The 16708-nt window shown below is 31.4% G+C and carries 13 protein-coding genes and 1 pseudogene; 2 read left to right on the top strand and 12 right to left on the bottom strand.

The window, feature by feature from the left end; genetic code table 11:
• Nucleotides 1–14 precede the first annotated feature (14 nt).
• Nucleotides 15–1355 carry a signal recognition particle protein gene (gene ffh, locus CPG45_RS16280; protein WP_096233283.1) on the bottom strand — a complete coding sequence of 447 codons (1341 nt, stop codon included), beginning with the start codon at nucleotides 1353–1355 and terminating at the stop codon, nucleotides 15–17.
• A gap of 27 nt (nucleotides 1356–1382) precedes the next feature.
• Complete coding sequence (gene ylxM / locus CPG45_RS16285) at nucleotides 1383–1736, bottom strand: YlxM family DNA-binding protein (protein ID WP_096233285.1); 354 nt, start codon at nucleotides 1734–1736, stop codon at nucleotides 1383–1385.
• Nucleotides 1737–1951: 215 nt separating this feature from the next.
• Here ylxM and CPG45_RS16290 point away from each other — a divergent pair, with 215 nt between their 5' ends.
• Nucleotides 1952–2197, top strand: a complete 246-nt coding sequence (locus tag CPG45_RS16290) for a hypothetical protein (protein WP_155812171.1) — start codon at nucleotides 1952–1954, stop codon at nucleotides 2195–2197.
• Between the two features lie 223 nt (nucleotides 2198–2420).
• Here CPG45_RS16290 and CPG45_RS16295 read toward each other — a convergent pair whose 3' ends face one another.
• The 4 genes from CPG45_RS16295 to CPG45_RS16310 form a co-directional block, all read right to left on the bottom strand.
• Complete coding sequence (locus CPG45_RS16295) at nucleotides 2421–2948, bottom strand: hypothetical protein (protein WP_013297956.1); 528 nt, start codon at nucleotides 2946–2948, stop codon at nucleotides 2421–2423.
• Nucleotides 2949–3046: 98 nt separating this feature from the next.
• The gene (locus CPG45_RS16300) at nucleotides 3047–4264 is read right to left on the bottom strand and encodes a SpoIID/LytB domain-containing protein (protein WP_013297957.1); all 1218 of its coding nucleotides are present in this window, start codon (nucleotides 4262–4264) and stop codon (nucleotides 3047–3049) included.
• 266 nt (nucleotides 4265–4530) lie between these two features.
• A complete protein-coding gene (locus tag CPG45_RS16305) occupies nucleotides 4531–4848 on the bottom strand; it encodes a hypothetical protein (RefSeq protein WP_096233287.1) in 318 nt (105 codons plus the stop codon).
• Nucleotides 4849–5351: 503 nt separating this feature from the next.
• Entirely contained in the window at nucleotides 5352–6134 is a 783-nt protein-coding gene (locus tag CPG45_RS16310) for a LuxR C-terminal-related transcriptional regulator (protein WP_013297959.1), read from the bottom strand.
• Between the two features lie 480 nt (nucleotides 6135–6614).
• On the opposite strand from CPG45_RS16310, the pseudogene CPG45_RS16315 reads away from it, so the two are divergent.
• A pseudogene (locus CPG45_RS16315) lies at nucleotides 6615–7022 on the top strand (IS1380-like element ISTps2 family transposase); the annotation flags it as partial.
• 18 nt (nucleotides 7023–7040) lie between these two features.
• On the opposite strand, the gene CPG45_RS16320 reads toward CPG45_RS16315, so the two are convergent.
• The 6 genes from CPG45_RS16320 to CPG45_RS16345 all read right to left on the bottom strand — a co-directional run bounded on the left by CPG45_RS16320 (nucleotide 7041) and on the right by CPG45_RS16345 (nucleotide 16625).
• Nucleotides 7041–7718: an ABC transporter ATP-binding protein gene (locus CPG45_RS16320; protein WP_096233289.1), complete on the bottom strand. Its 678-nt coding sequence runs from the start codon at nucleotides 7716–7718 to the stop codon at nucleotides 7041–7043.
• A 17-nt stretch (nucleotides 7719–7735) separates the two neighbouring features.
• Nucleotides 7736–10294, bottom strand: coding sequence for an ABC transporter permease (locus CPG45_RS16325; RefSeq protein ID WP_096233290.1), 2559 nt, complete (start codon nucleotides 10292–10294; stop codon nucleotides 7736–7738).
• Nucleotides 10295–10330: 36 nt separating this feature from the next.
• Entirely contained in the window at nucleotides 10331–10993 is a 663-nt protein-coding gene (locus CPG45_RS16330; protein WP_096233292.1) for an ABC transporter ATP-binding protein, read from the bottom strand.
• 69 nt (nucleotides 10994–11062) lie between these two features.
• Nucleotides 11063–13630 carry an ABC transporter permease gene (locus tag CPG45_RS16335; RefSeq protein ID WP_096233294.1) on the bottom strand — a complete coding sequence of 856 codons (2568 nt, stop codon included), beginning with the start codon at nucleotides 13628–13630 and terminating at the stop codon, nucleotides 11063–11065.
• A 158-nt stretch (nucleotides 13631–13788) separates the two neighbouring features.
• Nucleotides 13789–14052: a P-loop NTPase family protein gene (locus CPG45_RS16340; protein ID WP_096233296.1), complete on the bottom strand. Its 264-nt coding sequence runs from the start codon at nucleotides 14050–14052 to the stop codon at nucleotides 13789–13791.
• 17 nt (nucleotides 14053–14069) lie between these two features.
• On the bottom strand, nucleotides 14070–16625 hold the full coding sequence (locus CPG45_RS16345) for an ABC transporter permease (protein WP_096233298.1): 2556 nt from the start codon (nucleotides 16623–16625) through the stop codon (nucleotides 14070–14072).
• Between the last annotated feature and the right edge of the window lie 83 nt (nucleotides 16626–16708).

The raw sequence follows: 16708 nt of genomic DNA on the forward strand, positions 1-16708 counted from the left end.
AATGAATATAACAATTATCTAAAAAATGGCATTTTTCGTTTGGCCATTTTTATATTATTGCCTACATCAGCAAATTTCTTCATCATTTTCTTCGTTTGTTCAAATTGCTTTAATAAACTATTTACTTGTTGAATGGTAGTACCGCTTCCAGCAGCTATTCTTTTTTTTCTACTGCCATTAATGATAGAGGGATTTTGTCTTTCTTCTTTGGTCATTGATTGTATTATTGCTTCAATTCTTCTTATATCCTTATCACTTACATTTACACCTTTAAATTTTGACATATTTACTCCAGGTATCATAGAAAATAGCTGGTCTATCGGTCCCATATTTTTTAACCCTTGCAACTGTTCAAGGAAATCATCGAAAGAAAACTGCTGCTCTAAAATCTTTTTTTGAAGCTCTAATGCCTTTTTTTCATCAATCTGGGACTGAGCTTTTTCAATTAAACTCAAGACATCGCCCATGCCCAAAATCCTTGATGCCATTCTGTCGGGATGAAATACTTCTATGTCAGTCAACTTCTCTCCCGATGCTATAAATTTAATAGGCTTATGTGTAACAGCTTTTACTGATAATGCTGCACCACCTCTCGTATCGCCATCCAGCTTTGTCAATATAACACCATCTATATCGAGCTTATCATTAAATGACTCTGCCACATTGACGACATCTTGACCAGTCATTGCATCCACAACCAAAAGTATCTCATTTGGATTTACAGCATCTTTTATATTTTTAAGCTCATCCATAAGCTCTTCATCGATATGAAGCCTTCCAGCCGTATCAATTATTACAACATTATAATTGTTGTTTTTGGCAAAATCAACAGCACCTTTTGCAATATCAACAGGTGTCGTTTTGTCACCCATAGAAAACACCGGTACATTGATAGATGATCCGACAACTTGAAGCTGTTTAATGGCTGCCGGTCTATATATATCACATGCAACAAGAATGGGATTTTTACCTTTCGATTTTAAATAATTAGCAAGTTTGCCACTTGTCGTCGTCTTACCGGAACCTTGCAATCCAACCATCATAATAATTGTCGGAGGCTTATCGCTGAAATTAATCTTGCTTTCTTTAGAACCCATCAAAGCTGTCAATTCATCATTGACAATCTTTATGACATGCTGCGCAGGTGTAAGGCTTTCCATTACCTCTTGTCCTAAAGACTTTTCAGTAACAGTATTTATAAATTCTTTAACAACTTTAAAATTGACATCAGCTTCCAGAAGTGCTATTTTGACTTCTTTCATCGCTTCTTTTACATCTTTTTCACTTAACTTCCCCTTACCTCTAAGCTTTTTAAATATATCCTGAAGCTTTCCAGTAAGACTCTCAAAAGCCATTAAAAAACCTCCTAAAATATCTTATATTTATAATTCAATCTCATCAAGTTCTTTTTGTATCTCATCCAGTACCCTTAAAGCACTCTTATCAGAAATATTTATTTTTGCATCATCTATAATGCGTTTTATGTTATTAATTTTCGCAATACTAGAATTATATTTCTTGACAAGACCCAGCTTTTCTTCGTAGTATTTTAATACACTTTCAGCCCTTTTAAGCGAATCGTAAACACCCTGTCTTGAAATATTAAGTTCCTGCGATATCTCGCCTAATGAATAGTCATCCATATAATACATTTTAAATATATCCATCTGTTTACCTGTAAGTAGCGAGCCGTAAAAATCAAATAAAACATTCATTTCCACAAAATCTGTATTCATAAATACCACCTGTTAAGGTACTGAGCTTTACAGATAAATTTTATATGAGAAAAATTATTTTGTCAAGTTTTTTATTCTATATTGTGGTTAACCTGATACAAAAAATAATATACTCAAAATTGGAGTATATTATTTGGAGTACTATAATAAAAATGCAGTCACAAAACTCACGAAATACGATAAAATTATTAATGTATGAAAGTGAGGAATGTACAATGACTGCCTATGAAAAACATTTAAGGAAGAAGCTGTTAAATTATCAGACGAAATTGGGCTTGCCAAAGCATCAGAACAGCTGGGTATCCCATATGATACCCTTTCAGGATGGAGACAGAAACGTAAGAAGTACAATGAGAAAGCACATGTTGGAAACGAAAATAAACGTACACAAAGTCAAAGCAGCCGGGAAAATGAGCTTGAAAAAGAGAATGCAGAGCTACGCCGTGCAAATGAGATATTAAAGGATACCCTTGCTTTTTTCGTCAAAGACAGCGGGATTCATATATTGCAAATTATCTGGATTGGCTTAAAATTTAGTGTTTTGACCATCAAACGGGAAATACTTATTGAATATCCATAGCATAATTGGTTATATTAATAGCCAAGCGCAAAACGTTGAAGTGCCAAATTATCAACAAGTAACTTTCTCCGCCATACCAAATCCCGGTATAAAGCTATTATATATTATTTTAATTTTAAACTTTTTGCAATGTTCAAAGCGGTTTGTTCATCAACATCAGCAGTATTAAAATATAGGTCATAAGCAATCTTTTTTTCCTTGATAATAAAAAACAGGTGTACCTGCTCGGTTACAGTTGTTTCACCAGATGCAGCCGGGGGTGTAATTTTAAGTTTTTCCTTCACTACTTCCGTAAAAAATCCTTCAAGTGTTTTTGATTCGATAACTTCTGAATGGTTTGGCTCAAGCTGTGAAATTGGTTGTTCTGGATAATATCCTATAATATCCAGTCCACCTATCTTTTTGTTTTCTTTCTTAAATGCAAGTATATTCCCATCTAATTTCTCTGCTGTCCATTCTTTTGGAATTGAGATTTGATAAAGATCGGTTTGAATGTTTTGTTTCAATTGTGTATTTTGGGATTGATTCAATTGCTGTTCAGGATTAGTGTTAAGTTTTTTGGTTTCATTTGAACAAGATGTAAAACTCAACAAGAATATGACTGAAAATAGCAAAATAAAGAATCGATTCATTTATATGCCTCCGTTTTGTAATAATTTTACTTAATTAATATTATACGCGTTGAAAGAACCACTTAAAAGGGAATCTTTCAACGCATATCAGCTTACTTTTAATACGAGAATGTCGCTATTGCACCCGATGACTTATCAGAGTTATCGTAGTAATAGTGGCACATTTGAATATAAGTTTTTGTTCCCTGGTCAGCCCAATATTTTGTCCCCCATTGAGACATTTTACCTGAGCTTTGTGTTCCAGGCTGTCCTTGTGTACCTGCCAAGTATTGTGTTTCAAAAACAGCTCCACTTGAATTTTCTAACCCTACGCCTCCAACATTATTTATTGCAGTTGTAGTGGAACTTACCTCTGTATTATCAATAAACACTTGGTCTGCTGTTGTATCTTTTACGTCAGCATTAAGCGAAGGCCACTTTGGATGGTAAACATGATACCAGCCGTACATTTTAACAGCCATTGCACCTGCTTTTAACGATTCCGAAGGCCAAGTTGAATACCATTCATTGGGAAGTACGTTTTTTACATAATAGTAGAAATCTGTACTTATTGTTTTGTGGTAATTGGGATCCGATGAAGAACGATCATGATAAACCCTTATGTAATCAGGACGTACGTGATCGCCTGTTGATAACACTCCCATTGGAGCTTCTTGTATATCTGCAGAGTTTATTCCTTTTTCAATTTGAATGCCGCGGTAACTGGCTTTATTACTTTCAATAAGCTTTCCTTCTTTATTAACAATATCACCATTGATTCGAGCTTTAATTATTTTCAGTGCTTCCTTCTCATCTTCGCTGCCAAATCCATAACCAGCGGGTATAAGTATTTCCAATGGAGCATCTGACATTTCAATTACTTTCCAATTGTCGGCTTCCTTGCCCAACACTACTAAGTTATAATTTACTCCATTGAAGAAATATTTGTTCTCTTTTTTTACTCTGTAATCTATCCCAACCAAATATGCCTGAACTTCATTATACTGCTGTTTATACTGGGATAGATTAGTTAATTGGGCAACCACATCATCTGAAAGGGCTTTCATTTCCTTAATTTTTGCTGATTTTACATTAAATATACCCAACCCATTCTTTGCATTATCAGCGTCATTGATAAACCCTTGAATACCTTCTCGATTTATATTTGCCTGTAGATCAACATAAGTTTTCCAATCGCCTTTGTTGATTGAATCGACAAGCAAATTGACAACTGTCTGAGAGTTATCAACTTTATCATTTACACTTACTGCAAATGCGGATGAGAGACTTAATACGAGCATACATACTACTATCAAAAATGTAACTGTACGTTTCATTGCAATATTCCTCCTTGTTTTTTTATGATTGACTTTACACCCCTTTGGGTGTATCTTTGTAGTGCAAGGCTCTCTAATATCCTCTTAATCAAAGACTTTAAGTGGTCAGAATTAGGTGGATAAATTGGAGCCTTTTTTGTTGCCTGATAATATATCCGGTGACCTTATATTTAACATGATGTGTACCTCCTTTCGCTTTTCTTTAGTTTTTTGAGGAAGTCCCAATTAACCATCTGGAGTTGTCAATAAAAGTACAGTCTGAAAACTCACGAAGTAAATTTTTGTATATGAGCGAAGCGTGTTGAAAGTTCATATCTATGAGTAATGTCTGCATCTATACAACAATGAATACATTTTAAATTACATCTATTAGTTAGTTCAAAACCAATTGACTTGATATTATTAGATTCAAAAGTATTATTAATAAGCTTTTTATTAAGAAGTCTATTATAAACTTCTGTTATAAATTTTTTATCTTCATTATCTATTATGCAGTTATTTAATTCCTCAATATCTAATCTATTATTTACAACATATTTAAATATATCATATACTTCCTTTTGATATTCTAATCCATTGTCCACTTTTTCTATTATATATTACAACGTTGTTATCATATTCAATGGTATGCGTATAATTACTAAAAACAATTTTTGAAGGGTTCACATGTACACCGCCCTCCATTTATAATTTTTAATTTTCTTTTAATATCTCACTCATTCTCAGATTCTCACGATCTTCAAAGAAGCCCTCATTTATATTAATGCTATTTATTTATGAATTTTACATGTGATAAGTAACCTAAATAAGCTTCTATTGTTTTTTCCATATTTTGGCTTATGGATTCCACTTAAGCTCATGTGTCATACCCTCCCATGTCTCACAGGATCTTTGTCCTTAATTCCTTCGTTCTGCCTTACATGAAGTAGATGTCAGCTATGCTCCCTTTGATATTAAATATTTAATCAATTCTTTAACGAATTGATTTCTCTATTTTCATTTTACAATGATAAATTTCCAATGTCTACTATATCTTTGTATAGTTTTTACATAAAAACCAAAAAACTATACAAAGATATAGTCTAGTTTATTCAATATCTATTAAATTTAACTTTGTTGCCTCTACTATTGCTTCTTGAATGCTTTTTACACATAGTTTCTCAATTATTTTCTTCTTATGATATTTTACAGTAACTGGTTTAATCCCAAGTTCTCTTGATATTGTCAATTCTTTATAGCCTTTTGCAAGCATTATCAATATTTTTATTTGTTTGTCTGTAAAATCTATATTTTTGTTTACTAGTTCAGAATTCTTTAAACAGTTTTTATATTCATTGGCAATTTTATCTGAAAGCAATTCGACAACCACATTCATTTCTTCTGTCATATCTTTTTCTATCGTTGAAACATCTAAATATCCTATTATTTTTTCATCTACAATTATTGGAGCAGCAATGCAATGCCATTTTTTTAGAATGTCACAATAATGATACTGGGGTTCCAAATATACTAATCTTTTTAGTTTCATCGCCATTGATATGGCATTTGTACCTATGGCTTCTTCTTTAAAAGATATGCCAATTGAACAGTCAAAATTGATGTGACATAGGATTTTCTCATGACACATCGTATCCAAAAGATATCCTTCATCGTCAGTTAATAAAAATATGTATTTATCCTTTAAGCTCCTTAAAATATTGCCAACAACATTTTTAAATGTCTCAATTAATGTCATATTTTTCTTTAATCTGATTTGCAAATCATTTCCTCTTGAAATTATTGCAGGATGTGCAATCGAACTTGTAAGCCCTGCTTCTACGCATCTTTTGTATGAATGAAGTATTTCATCATATATTTGCATATTTCCCATATAAATCTCCCGTAAAACTTTCAAATTTACTCTCTCACAATATAAGACAAATTTTTAAAAGATTTGTTACAGTTTTTTATAAAAAAATTTTTATATTTTTTTCATAATTAACAATCAATTGTATCTTTGTGAACAAGTACACAAATTCCCACACCTTTTCGCAAATATCTAATACTGTGAAAATTCTTTACCTCCTCAAACAGAAAATTCCCCAAACAATAAGTCTGCGGGAACATAAAACACACTTCAATATTTAATTAAAAATCTTTAAAGCCTTTGATTTCAACATATTTATTCTTACTTTTATTAAACTTGGATTCAGCAGATGAATTTACAAAATGTCCAAATAGAGCTATTTAAAGACTAAAAAATGTGAAAAAATTTTTTACAAAAAATATAAAAATATATGGAAATTCTCCTTTTTCTGATAAAATTTAAGTGTCAAACAAAAAAATTAACAGAAAGGAGAATCTCCATAATATGGGTTTAACACTTAATCTTACAAGAGAAAAGGGGTTTTTAAAATATATTTTACCAACAATTTTTGACAATTTTACAGTATCAAATAATGTAACCTTCACATATATACAAGCATTCAAAGAAAAAATCGGCTTTGATAAAATTCTTTCAAGTATATTATCCTTTAAAAAAGCGCCAAATGCTGTCTTTCAGCCAGCCGAAGTTATTGACTTTATGACTGATTCTGTAATTCAAGGAAATACTCGCTTTCTTCACATGGACCAATTGAGATATGATAATGCGTACACAAAAATTAAATGACATAAAGTCCCCAGCAAAAAAGTATGCAGAGACTTAATTAAAGCCATGCCTAAAAGTTCTCTTGAAGAATTAAGACTTATAAACAAACCTTTGCTTTCATTGCAATCAAGCTGTAAAAATACCCTCCTAATTGTTCAAGTAGCTTAGAATCTTGCCATCTTGTATTGTTATGCATACATCTGCTGATGCTGCTATATCTTTATTATGAGTTACCATAATCAAAGTCTGTCCAAATTTTTCTACACAGAGTTTAAAGAATTTCATCACTTCATCCGCTGTTTTACTGTCTAAATTACCTGTTGGTTCATCTGCAAATATTATATCTGGTTTGTTTGATAGTGCCCTTGCTATTGCTACTCTTTGCTGCTGTCCTCCTGAGAGTTCATTTGGAAAGCTTTTTATCTTGCTCTCTAGTCCTAAAATTTCTATTATTTCCGATATGTAGTCCTTATCTATTTTTTTATTATCTAATGATACTGGCAATGTTATATTTTCATACACGTCTATAACTGGTATAAGGTTAAAGCTTTGAAATACAAATCCGAAGTTTCGCCTTCTCAGTATCGAAAGTTTTTCTTCTGATAGATTAAATATATTCTCACCATTTAATAATACTTCACCTGATGTAGGCACATCTAGTCCTGCCATGCAGTGAAGCAGCGTACTCTTACCTGAACCGCTGGGGCCTATTATAGTAGTGAATTTTCCATTTTCTATAGAAACTGATACTTCCTTTAAAGCCTCTACTTTATTGTCACCTTTACCGTATATCTTAGTCAATTTTACTGTCTCTAATATGCTCATAATCTCCACCTCATCTTTTATTCGATTATGTTTAGGCCTTCTACTATATTAAGCTTTTCTACTTTCTTTGCAGATACATAAGATGACAATATGCATATAACAATAACTATAGCACTGTACAATAGTATTGGTATAACTGGAAATTTAAATTGCAGCCTTTCGCTTATGTTAAATCCAGCCTTGTACTGCCTGTTTACCAAACTGTAAAATGAATAAACGTTATAACTGCCTATTAAAGCCGCTATTATGCTGCTTAAAAGGCCATAAATAATCGATTCTTTTATTATCATGCTTTTAAGCTGCTTGACTGTCATGCCTATTGCTCTAAGTGTGGAAAACTCATTTGTACGTATCAATAAGTTGGTTTTTAGCGTATTATATACATTCATGCCTGCTATTAGTAATATCAATGCTACGATCACCATGTCTGATTTCAATACTCCCGTAAATCCTTTTTGGCTCTTTTCTATATAACTTAGCTTGCTTTCCACACCTGCAAAAGGCTTGTCCTTTAGAATCTTGTTTATACTATCATACACATAAGTGTCCTTTCCCGCCTCAGACTGCACACTGATCTGGTCATATGTACTTTTCCCTGAAATGGTCATTAAGTACTTTTGAGGAAGGATTATCTCCATCCTGGCTCCCCGTGTACTGTCACCTTTAGCTGTCCATTCCTGCTTTAATAGTGCACCTACTCTGATATTTCCCTCTTCATATGCTATTTTGCCATTTCTGATAACAGGAATCCTTATTGTCATGGTATCACCAACTTTTAAATCTTTTCTAATTCCCTCGAGCTTATGTTTAAAAATATCATAATAGTAATTAAATACTATTGCATTTGGATATTTATCTGATGAATCATTCAGCGATGACATGTCCCCTTTATCTATATACTTCTTAAATCCCTGCAACTGATCATCATCATAGCCTTTTACTTCTATCATTGTTTCCACATTTCTATTTGTATCTGAAATTCCATTGTACTTTTTAAAGTCATTTTCTAAACCATTTACATCAGATTCCAAAAAACCTTCCATAGATACTTTTGTACCTACTTTTTTCACTCCTTCTATCTGAGATATGGCTTTTACATCATCATTTGTATAACCTGTAAAATATAGATCTATATTTGGACCAAACAACAATTTAAAATCATAGTCCTGCATGTTTAAAACATACGGTGTTGTATTATACACCGCATCTCGGTTGTTAAGAAATGCAATATCATCTATAAATAAATATCCTGCCATTGCTACAGATACAACTATTATTATAGTCCTCCACTTATTTCTCCACACATTTTTATATGCCATCTCACCTGTTATGCCAGATATCTTTTTTATAAACTTATGGTATCCTCTATTTTTCTGCCTTTTTCCTGATTTATCACTCTTTCTCATAGCTTCTATCGGTGATATCCTGCCTGACATCCATATGGGTATTATACTTGATAATATGACTGTTGCTGTACCGACTATTACTGCATTCCATATGTTTTTCCCACTTATGTACACTGTTGATTGTGATACATCTAAAAATGCAAAGTTAAACAACTTCATCCCAATATATGAAAATGCAATACCCATCAATAGACCAAGAGATAATCCAATGATGAGAATAAATAAGCTTTGAAATCCTATTATCAGTCTCACTTGTTTCTTTGATGACCCTATAGCTCTCATCATGCCTATTTGTTTTATCATGTCTATTAAAGATATGTTAAACATGTTATATATAAGAAGAATCGCTGTAATTACTATCAAAATATTAAAATGACGTACAGAATCATTCGTATTTTGAGAACTGTAATCATCAAGTGCTGTTACCAGTTGTATATTTAGATCATAATCCCATCTTCCTATATTATATCTCTCTCTTATCTGATTCAACTGACCCGATAGATTAGCCTTTGATTTCAATTTGACGATTTCTTCATATGTTATAAGATTGTCAGGCAGTACATTTTTTTCACCTTCTTTAAAGTATGTGAACCCTCTCAGTGAATAGTACCCCTCATAATATTGTTTGGGCTTATCTAATATCCCTACTAATTTGAAGGACTTGTTTTCCATGTATATTTGATTCATGCCGTTTTCATCTTTATATTCCTTTTTGATTTTAAAATTTATTGTCTCACCCAGCTTTTCTTTAAGTCCCATCTTTTTTAAAGCCTGTGATTCTAATACTATTTCTCCTTGCTTATTTGGTAAATGACCTTTTATAAGAGTGTATCCATTCATTTCTATGTAGTCTTTGTCTGTTGAATTTAATATCATTGAAATACCATTATCAGTAACGAGATTTCCTAGATTAGCTGCTTCTGCAGATTTACTTACGTCTTTATCATTTTTTATTTTCTCAGTCAAGTCTTTATTTAGATTAGTAAATATACCCTGATATGTTCCATACATTTTGTAAATATTAGCAAGCTGGTTTCTGCTCTGGCTTTCAAATATAACGTTAGTACCAAATACAAGCATTACTGCCAAGGCGACACCTAATACTAAAGCAATCGTCCTTCCTCTTTGTTTTTTCAGATATGCTAATGCTAAATGTATATATACATTCATTTCTATCCTCCATTGATAATTTGAATAATTTTATCTCTATCGTATTTCTCCATCAACGATAGATAATATTCTGTCTGCACTTTGTGCTATATTTTCATTATGTGTTATCAATACAAGTGTCTGATTATATTTTTTAATAGAATTTTTTATCAGGTTCATTACTTCACCTGTCGTTTTTGTGTCTAAATTCCCCGTGGGTTCATCTGCTAATATTATACTGGGCTTTGCTGCCAATGCTCTGCCTATTGCCACTCTCTGCTGCTGCCCTCCTGAAAGCTGATTTGGTAAATGTCTTTGTCTTTCTGTTAACCCTAAAAATTCTATCAAATCATCTATATATTCTTTATCTGGTATTTTTTTATCTAGTCTTACTGGCATTTCTATATTTTCTCTTACATTTAATACTGGTATCAAATTGTACTGCTGAAATACGAATCCTATATTTCTCCTCCTGTATATAGCTAATTTGTCCTCAGATAGCTTATATATATCCACACCATCTATCTCAACTGTTCCTTCTGTTGGTTTATCAAGTCCTCCTAATAAGTGGAGCAATGTTGATTTTCCACTTCCGCTTGGTCCTACGATTGCCAAAAATTCACCTTTTTCTACATTTATGTTTATATCCTTTAGTGCGTGTACTTTATTTTCACCCTTTCCGTAAACTTTGTTTAAATTTATCGTTTTTAATATAACCATATATAAAGTGCTCCTCTCCTAATTTATTATGCTGATAGATTCTACTATACTCATACGCTTAACTTGGAGTCATTGATCATTTTTGATCATATCAACTACTGCTGTTTTTCTTATATTCATAGATGATAGGTATGTTGTTGCAATTGTTACTATAAAATTTATAATGATAACAATCAAATATTCTCTGTATTGTATCTTAAAGATGGGATTTATATATATAGCTAAATATTTATTATATAAAATATATTGAACCAACACTCCAAAGATAATTACTACTACACTTGATATAGCTCCATATAAGAACCCTTCAGCTAAAAACATCTCTTTCAGGCTTTTGTTTGTAGTGCCGACAGCTCTTAACATGCCAAACTCTCTCATTCGCGATGCAATATTATATTTAATATTGTTTGCTATATTAAATACTCCCATAATGAACAGTATCATTACAATTGCATTTATAAATCTGTGCTTATTTTCATTCAGTATATTAAAATTTTCTATTTCTTTATCTAAATCTCTTAAAATTACTCCAGGTCTCTTATCAATTATTGATTTAATCTTTTTATATAAGACATTATGATTTACTCCTCTTTCTTTGTTGATGCTTATAATCTTATACTGAGTTATCCCCGTATCCTTTTTAAATATATCCGAGGATAGGACAACATCAACGCTGTTATTTACAGTATAATAATTATCGTAATCCAACAGATTGTTTACTATTGCCGCCACAGTATATTCTTTATATTCATAGCTATCGTCATTATAATTAATTTTCCAGCTTTCCTCAGAATTTGTTCCCTTGTTTGAAAAAGCAACTCTTATTTTATCTCCCACTTTGAAATTTGCAACGTAAGGCCTTTTATTTTCTGTATTTATGGGATTGGGTATCCTCACAATGGCAAGATTTTCTTTTTTCATCCTGTCAATATCAATTTTGCCTTTTACCAAATATTTTCTTAACTTGGCAAGAGATTTATCATCATAACCGTACATATTATCTTTTAAAATATATTCTTCCGATTTATCAGCCGCCTTTAAATTTTTAACTAACATCCCGTTCATCAAATCTTTTATATATGGAGTGCTGTTTAAATTTTCAAAGTACATAGGTTCGGATATATGTTCACCGCTTAACATAAGTCTTGAATATATTACCTGTATAGCTGATAAATCCCTTACTCCGTTTAATGACCTTATTCTCTCTAGTTCTTTGCTACTTAACCCGTCGGTTTTTTTCGCACCGGGTACAAGATTTATTTTATAGTCGGAATTATACCCTATGCTATCTGCTATATTGTCTACTTGCCTTTCTTCTAAAAAACTTAAGTAGCTTGCATTTATAAAAAGTATGCCTGCAATACTTATTGATAGTATAATCATTATAAAGCTTCTGCTGTTAGAAAGAATATTCCTTTTAGTTACAATTGAATATATGGACAGGTTTTTCCCTGAGGCTACTTTTTTATATATTTTTTTATTGCATTTTTCTCTTAGTCCTAAATTTTTTCTTATAGCTTCTATAGGTGATATCTTTGATATGGTTATATAGACTGCAATAACAATCAAAAGTATGACGGCTGCTGTAACAATTACAGGTATAATAAAGGCTTCCTTAGTTATAACAAGCCGGCTTATGTTGACAGCTCCTTCAGTAAATACATTTCCAACTAAACCGCTTAATAGCTTTGAACCGATCAGGCCTAATATAATACCTATAGGGACACCCATTGTGCTCAATATAAGCAATTCATATAATGTTATTTCAATCAATTGCTTTCTACTGCTACCTATAGCTAATAAAATTCCGTATTCTGATATTCTTTGAAGAATTGATATGCTGTATATTCCATATATAACTATAAAAGAAGCTACCAATATTACAAGTAATGAAAAAATATTGTTTTTATATATATTATTTAATTTCCCATATGCCTCTATTAGCGTCGTGTTTTTAACTATGTCATCGCTCTTCACATTCAATTTCTTTGCCAGTAAAGATGTCAATTTATTTATATTGTTTTCATCTTTAAATGTCACCATAGAAATATTTCTGTTTCCTTTAAAATCGTCACTAATAGGCAAAAATGCCTGTAAGGTCATACTTCTTTTAAATTCTGGTCTGTCTTTCAATATTCCCACCAATTTATACGTTTTTGTTTCCCTTCTGTCTTCCAGTTTAAGTTGCAGGTCACTGCCAACTTTAGGTTCTTTCCCAAGAACATTTAAGACCCACTCTTCAACAGCAATTTCATTATCTTTCTCTGGATACCTTCCTTCTTTGATAAATGAATTACCACTGAAAGAGCTTCCTAATTTTATGTATTCTTTATCTGCCCTTAGAATATTCAAATAAAAATCATCAGTTAAGGCAACCGAATCATAATACTCTGCAAATCCTCTGTCTTTTATTGATTTATCCTTTTTTATTTTCTCTATCTGATCATTGTCTAATTTTGTAAAAACCACATGGTAACTTCCTTCGTCATATTTTATGCTATCAATATTTGCCTGGTTGGCACTTTGGCCCAATATTATTATACTTGCAATAACAGCAACACTTAGGATTATAGCCACCAACACAGAAAAAGTCCTTTTTTTGTAATATTTGATATATTGTAATGATAATTTAAACATCTATTATATGCCTCCTAACTAAATGCATCCTCAAATATTTGCCTATTTGCTCTTCCATCTTTGCCCAATACTTTTACCACAAATATTTCAACATCATTAATTTTCTCTTTATAGTTGATACGCAAGAAGTTCCATGTCCATTCTCGCCATCATTATCTCTATCGTATTTCTCCGTCAACGATAGATAATATTCTGTCTGCACTTTGTGCTATATTTTCATTATGTGTTATCAATACAAGTGTCTGATTATATTTTTTAATAGAACTTTTTATTAGGTTCATTACTTCACCTGTCGTTTTTGTGTTTAAATTACCGGTGGGTTCATCTGCTAAATACTTTATGTTTATATCCTTTAGTGCGTGTACTTTATTTTCACCCTTTCCGTAAACTTTGTTTAAATTTATCGTTTTTAATATAACCATATATAAATGCTCCTCTCCTAATTTATTGTGCTGATAGATTCTACTATACTCATACGCTTTACCCTTTTTGATACAATAAATGTAGCTGAAAATCCTAAAAGGATATTTATTATTACTATGAAAAGATATATTTTCCAATCAATTGTAAATTTTGGAGTGATTAAAATTGGACCTAAGTATTTAAATAATATCACCTGTCCAGTCAGTCCAAATATCACAGACAAAGTGCTTGAAAATATTCCATATGTCATACCTTCAAAAGTTATCATCTTTCTGAATTCTTTGTTTGTAATGCCAACGGCTCTTATCATGCCAAACTCATTTACTCTCGATATTAAACTGTAACTTACATTATTGATTATATTTAAGAAGCTTATGGCAAATAGTACTATTACAATGGTATTTATAAATATAAGCTGATTTGTCGCAAATGCCTTTATTTTCTGCTTTTCATTGCTTAGATTTAAAACTGTTGCTCCTTGTGTTCTTTTAGCAATTTTCAAAATCTGATTGTACAATTTTTCACTGTTATAACCTGGTTTTACATTTATATCAATGAGTCTGTAATTTTTAAATCCGCTTATTTTCTGTAAAATATCGTTAGATATGACAACTTGAACACTATTATTGCCTGCATAATAATCGGAAGAATCTATTAATTTTTCTACTATTGCTCCCACAGTAAATTCTTCCTCTTTAAATTGTGCATTTGCATCTTCCATTCTAAAAAATTCTTCTCCTGTATCCCCATCTTTTCTAAAACTTTCCGTTATCTTGTCTCCAACTTTTAAATTCACCACATCAGGACTTAAATGTTTAGTGTTCATTGGATGTGGTATGGCAATAATAGCAATTTTTTCCTTTTTCATTTTTTCTATGTCTATCTGTCCTTTTTTTACATATTTTTTCATCTCTTTAAGAAGCTTATCATCATATCCATAAATATCATTTTTCAATATGTACTCGTCACTATTTGGTTCTTTAACAAGCAGGCCATTAAGTACTTCTTTAAAATAAGGAGAGTCATTTATCTGTTCAAAATATAAAGGCTCAGCTATATTTTCTTTTTTCAGTTTCATTCTCCCGTATATCGGCTGTATTGTTTTAACTTCTTCTATACCTTCTAAGTTTTTTATTTCTTGAATGTCTTCAAAAGGAATACCCACTGATAAATTTGTACCGGGTATTATTTCTATTTTATAATCGGTATTTATCTTTGATGTTTCGGCCTCTTTATTTATTTGAGCTGCTGTAAGCTCTGCGTAAAAATTTGATATTATGAATATAGTGCTCCCCAAGCACATAGATAGAATTATCATATAGAAACTTTTTTTATTTCTAAAGATGTTTCTAAATGAAATGTATTTTGAAAATGGTAGAATTCTATATAAGAAATCTGTCTTAATTAATACTTTTTTGTATTTTATATCCGTGTTTAAATTTTTTCTTATTGAGTCAATAAGCGTTAGCCTTTTTATGCTTCTATATGTAACCAACGTAACTATAATTATAGAAATAAGGTTAATTATTATGGACATCAAGAAAACTCTCGGAGATAGAACTATATTTTTTATGTCGACTTTGCCTTCTGTGAATAGATTCCCTGCTATTGAGCTTAAAAATTTCGCTCCCGCAAGACCACCCACAATTCCGATTGGTGTGCTAATAAGTAGTAAAGTTAATAATTCATAAAAAAGCAGCATCAAAATCTGTAAGGAACCTGCTCCAACTGCCCTCATTATTCCATATTCAGATAGCCTTTGTAATATGGATATATTGAAAATGCCTAAAATTACTATTAATGATACTACCCCTGCAATAAGTGATATCAATAAAAAAGTAGGATCTATTTTTTTGCTGCTTCCTAATGATTCCAGAAGCATATTATTTTTTCTAACATATTTATTATCTATTTTCAAGTCCTCGGCTATGTTTTGTATATCTTTATTTATGTCAGTATTTTCATCAAACTCTACATAAACTTGTGCATCTTTATAAGAATCATTTTCATTTAGATTAAGGATGGCTTCCATCTGCCCTGATGATTTTAACCGTGGCCTATCTTGTAAAATCCCGGTTAAAATGTATGTTTCGTTAGTCTTTTTCCCATATAAATTGAAATTAATCTTAGTACCTGGCTCCGGATTTACCCCCATGTTTTTTAAAACCCATTCTTCTATAGCTATTTCATCATCTTTTACCGGAAACCTTCCCTTAATTACCTTAGAATTAGTTAACTGTACATAATCTTTATTTGCCTTTATTATATTTAGAATTATTCGCCCATCAGGTACAGTAGAATCGTAGTATGAAGAGATGCCAATTTTTTCAACATTCGGTTCATTTTTTATCATTTTGAGTTTTGATTCATCTATATCGATATTATACCTAACATGGTAGATTCCGCTTTCATATTTTGTTTTAGTTACATTAGCATGCTTGGCACTATCAGCTAGAGTTCCAACTCCTACTATTAATGCTGTACATAAGATAATGCCAAGACAAATAGCTAATGATCTTGATCTATACTTTTTTATATATGCTGAAATTACTTTAAAAAGATATTTATTCATTTTTGCCTCCCTTATTTTATTAATTTCTTATTATATAGGGATAAACGTTCATAACGGTATAAGAGATTAACTCTTTGAATCGC

It is taken from the genome of Thermoanaerobacterium sp. RBIITD (assembly GCF_900205865.1).
In the GTDB taxonomy this organism is placed as follows: Bacteria; Bacillota; Thermoanaerobacteria; order Thermoanaerobacterales; family Thermoanaerobacteraceae; genus Thermoanaerobacterium.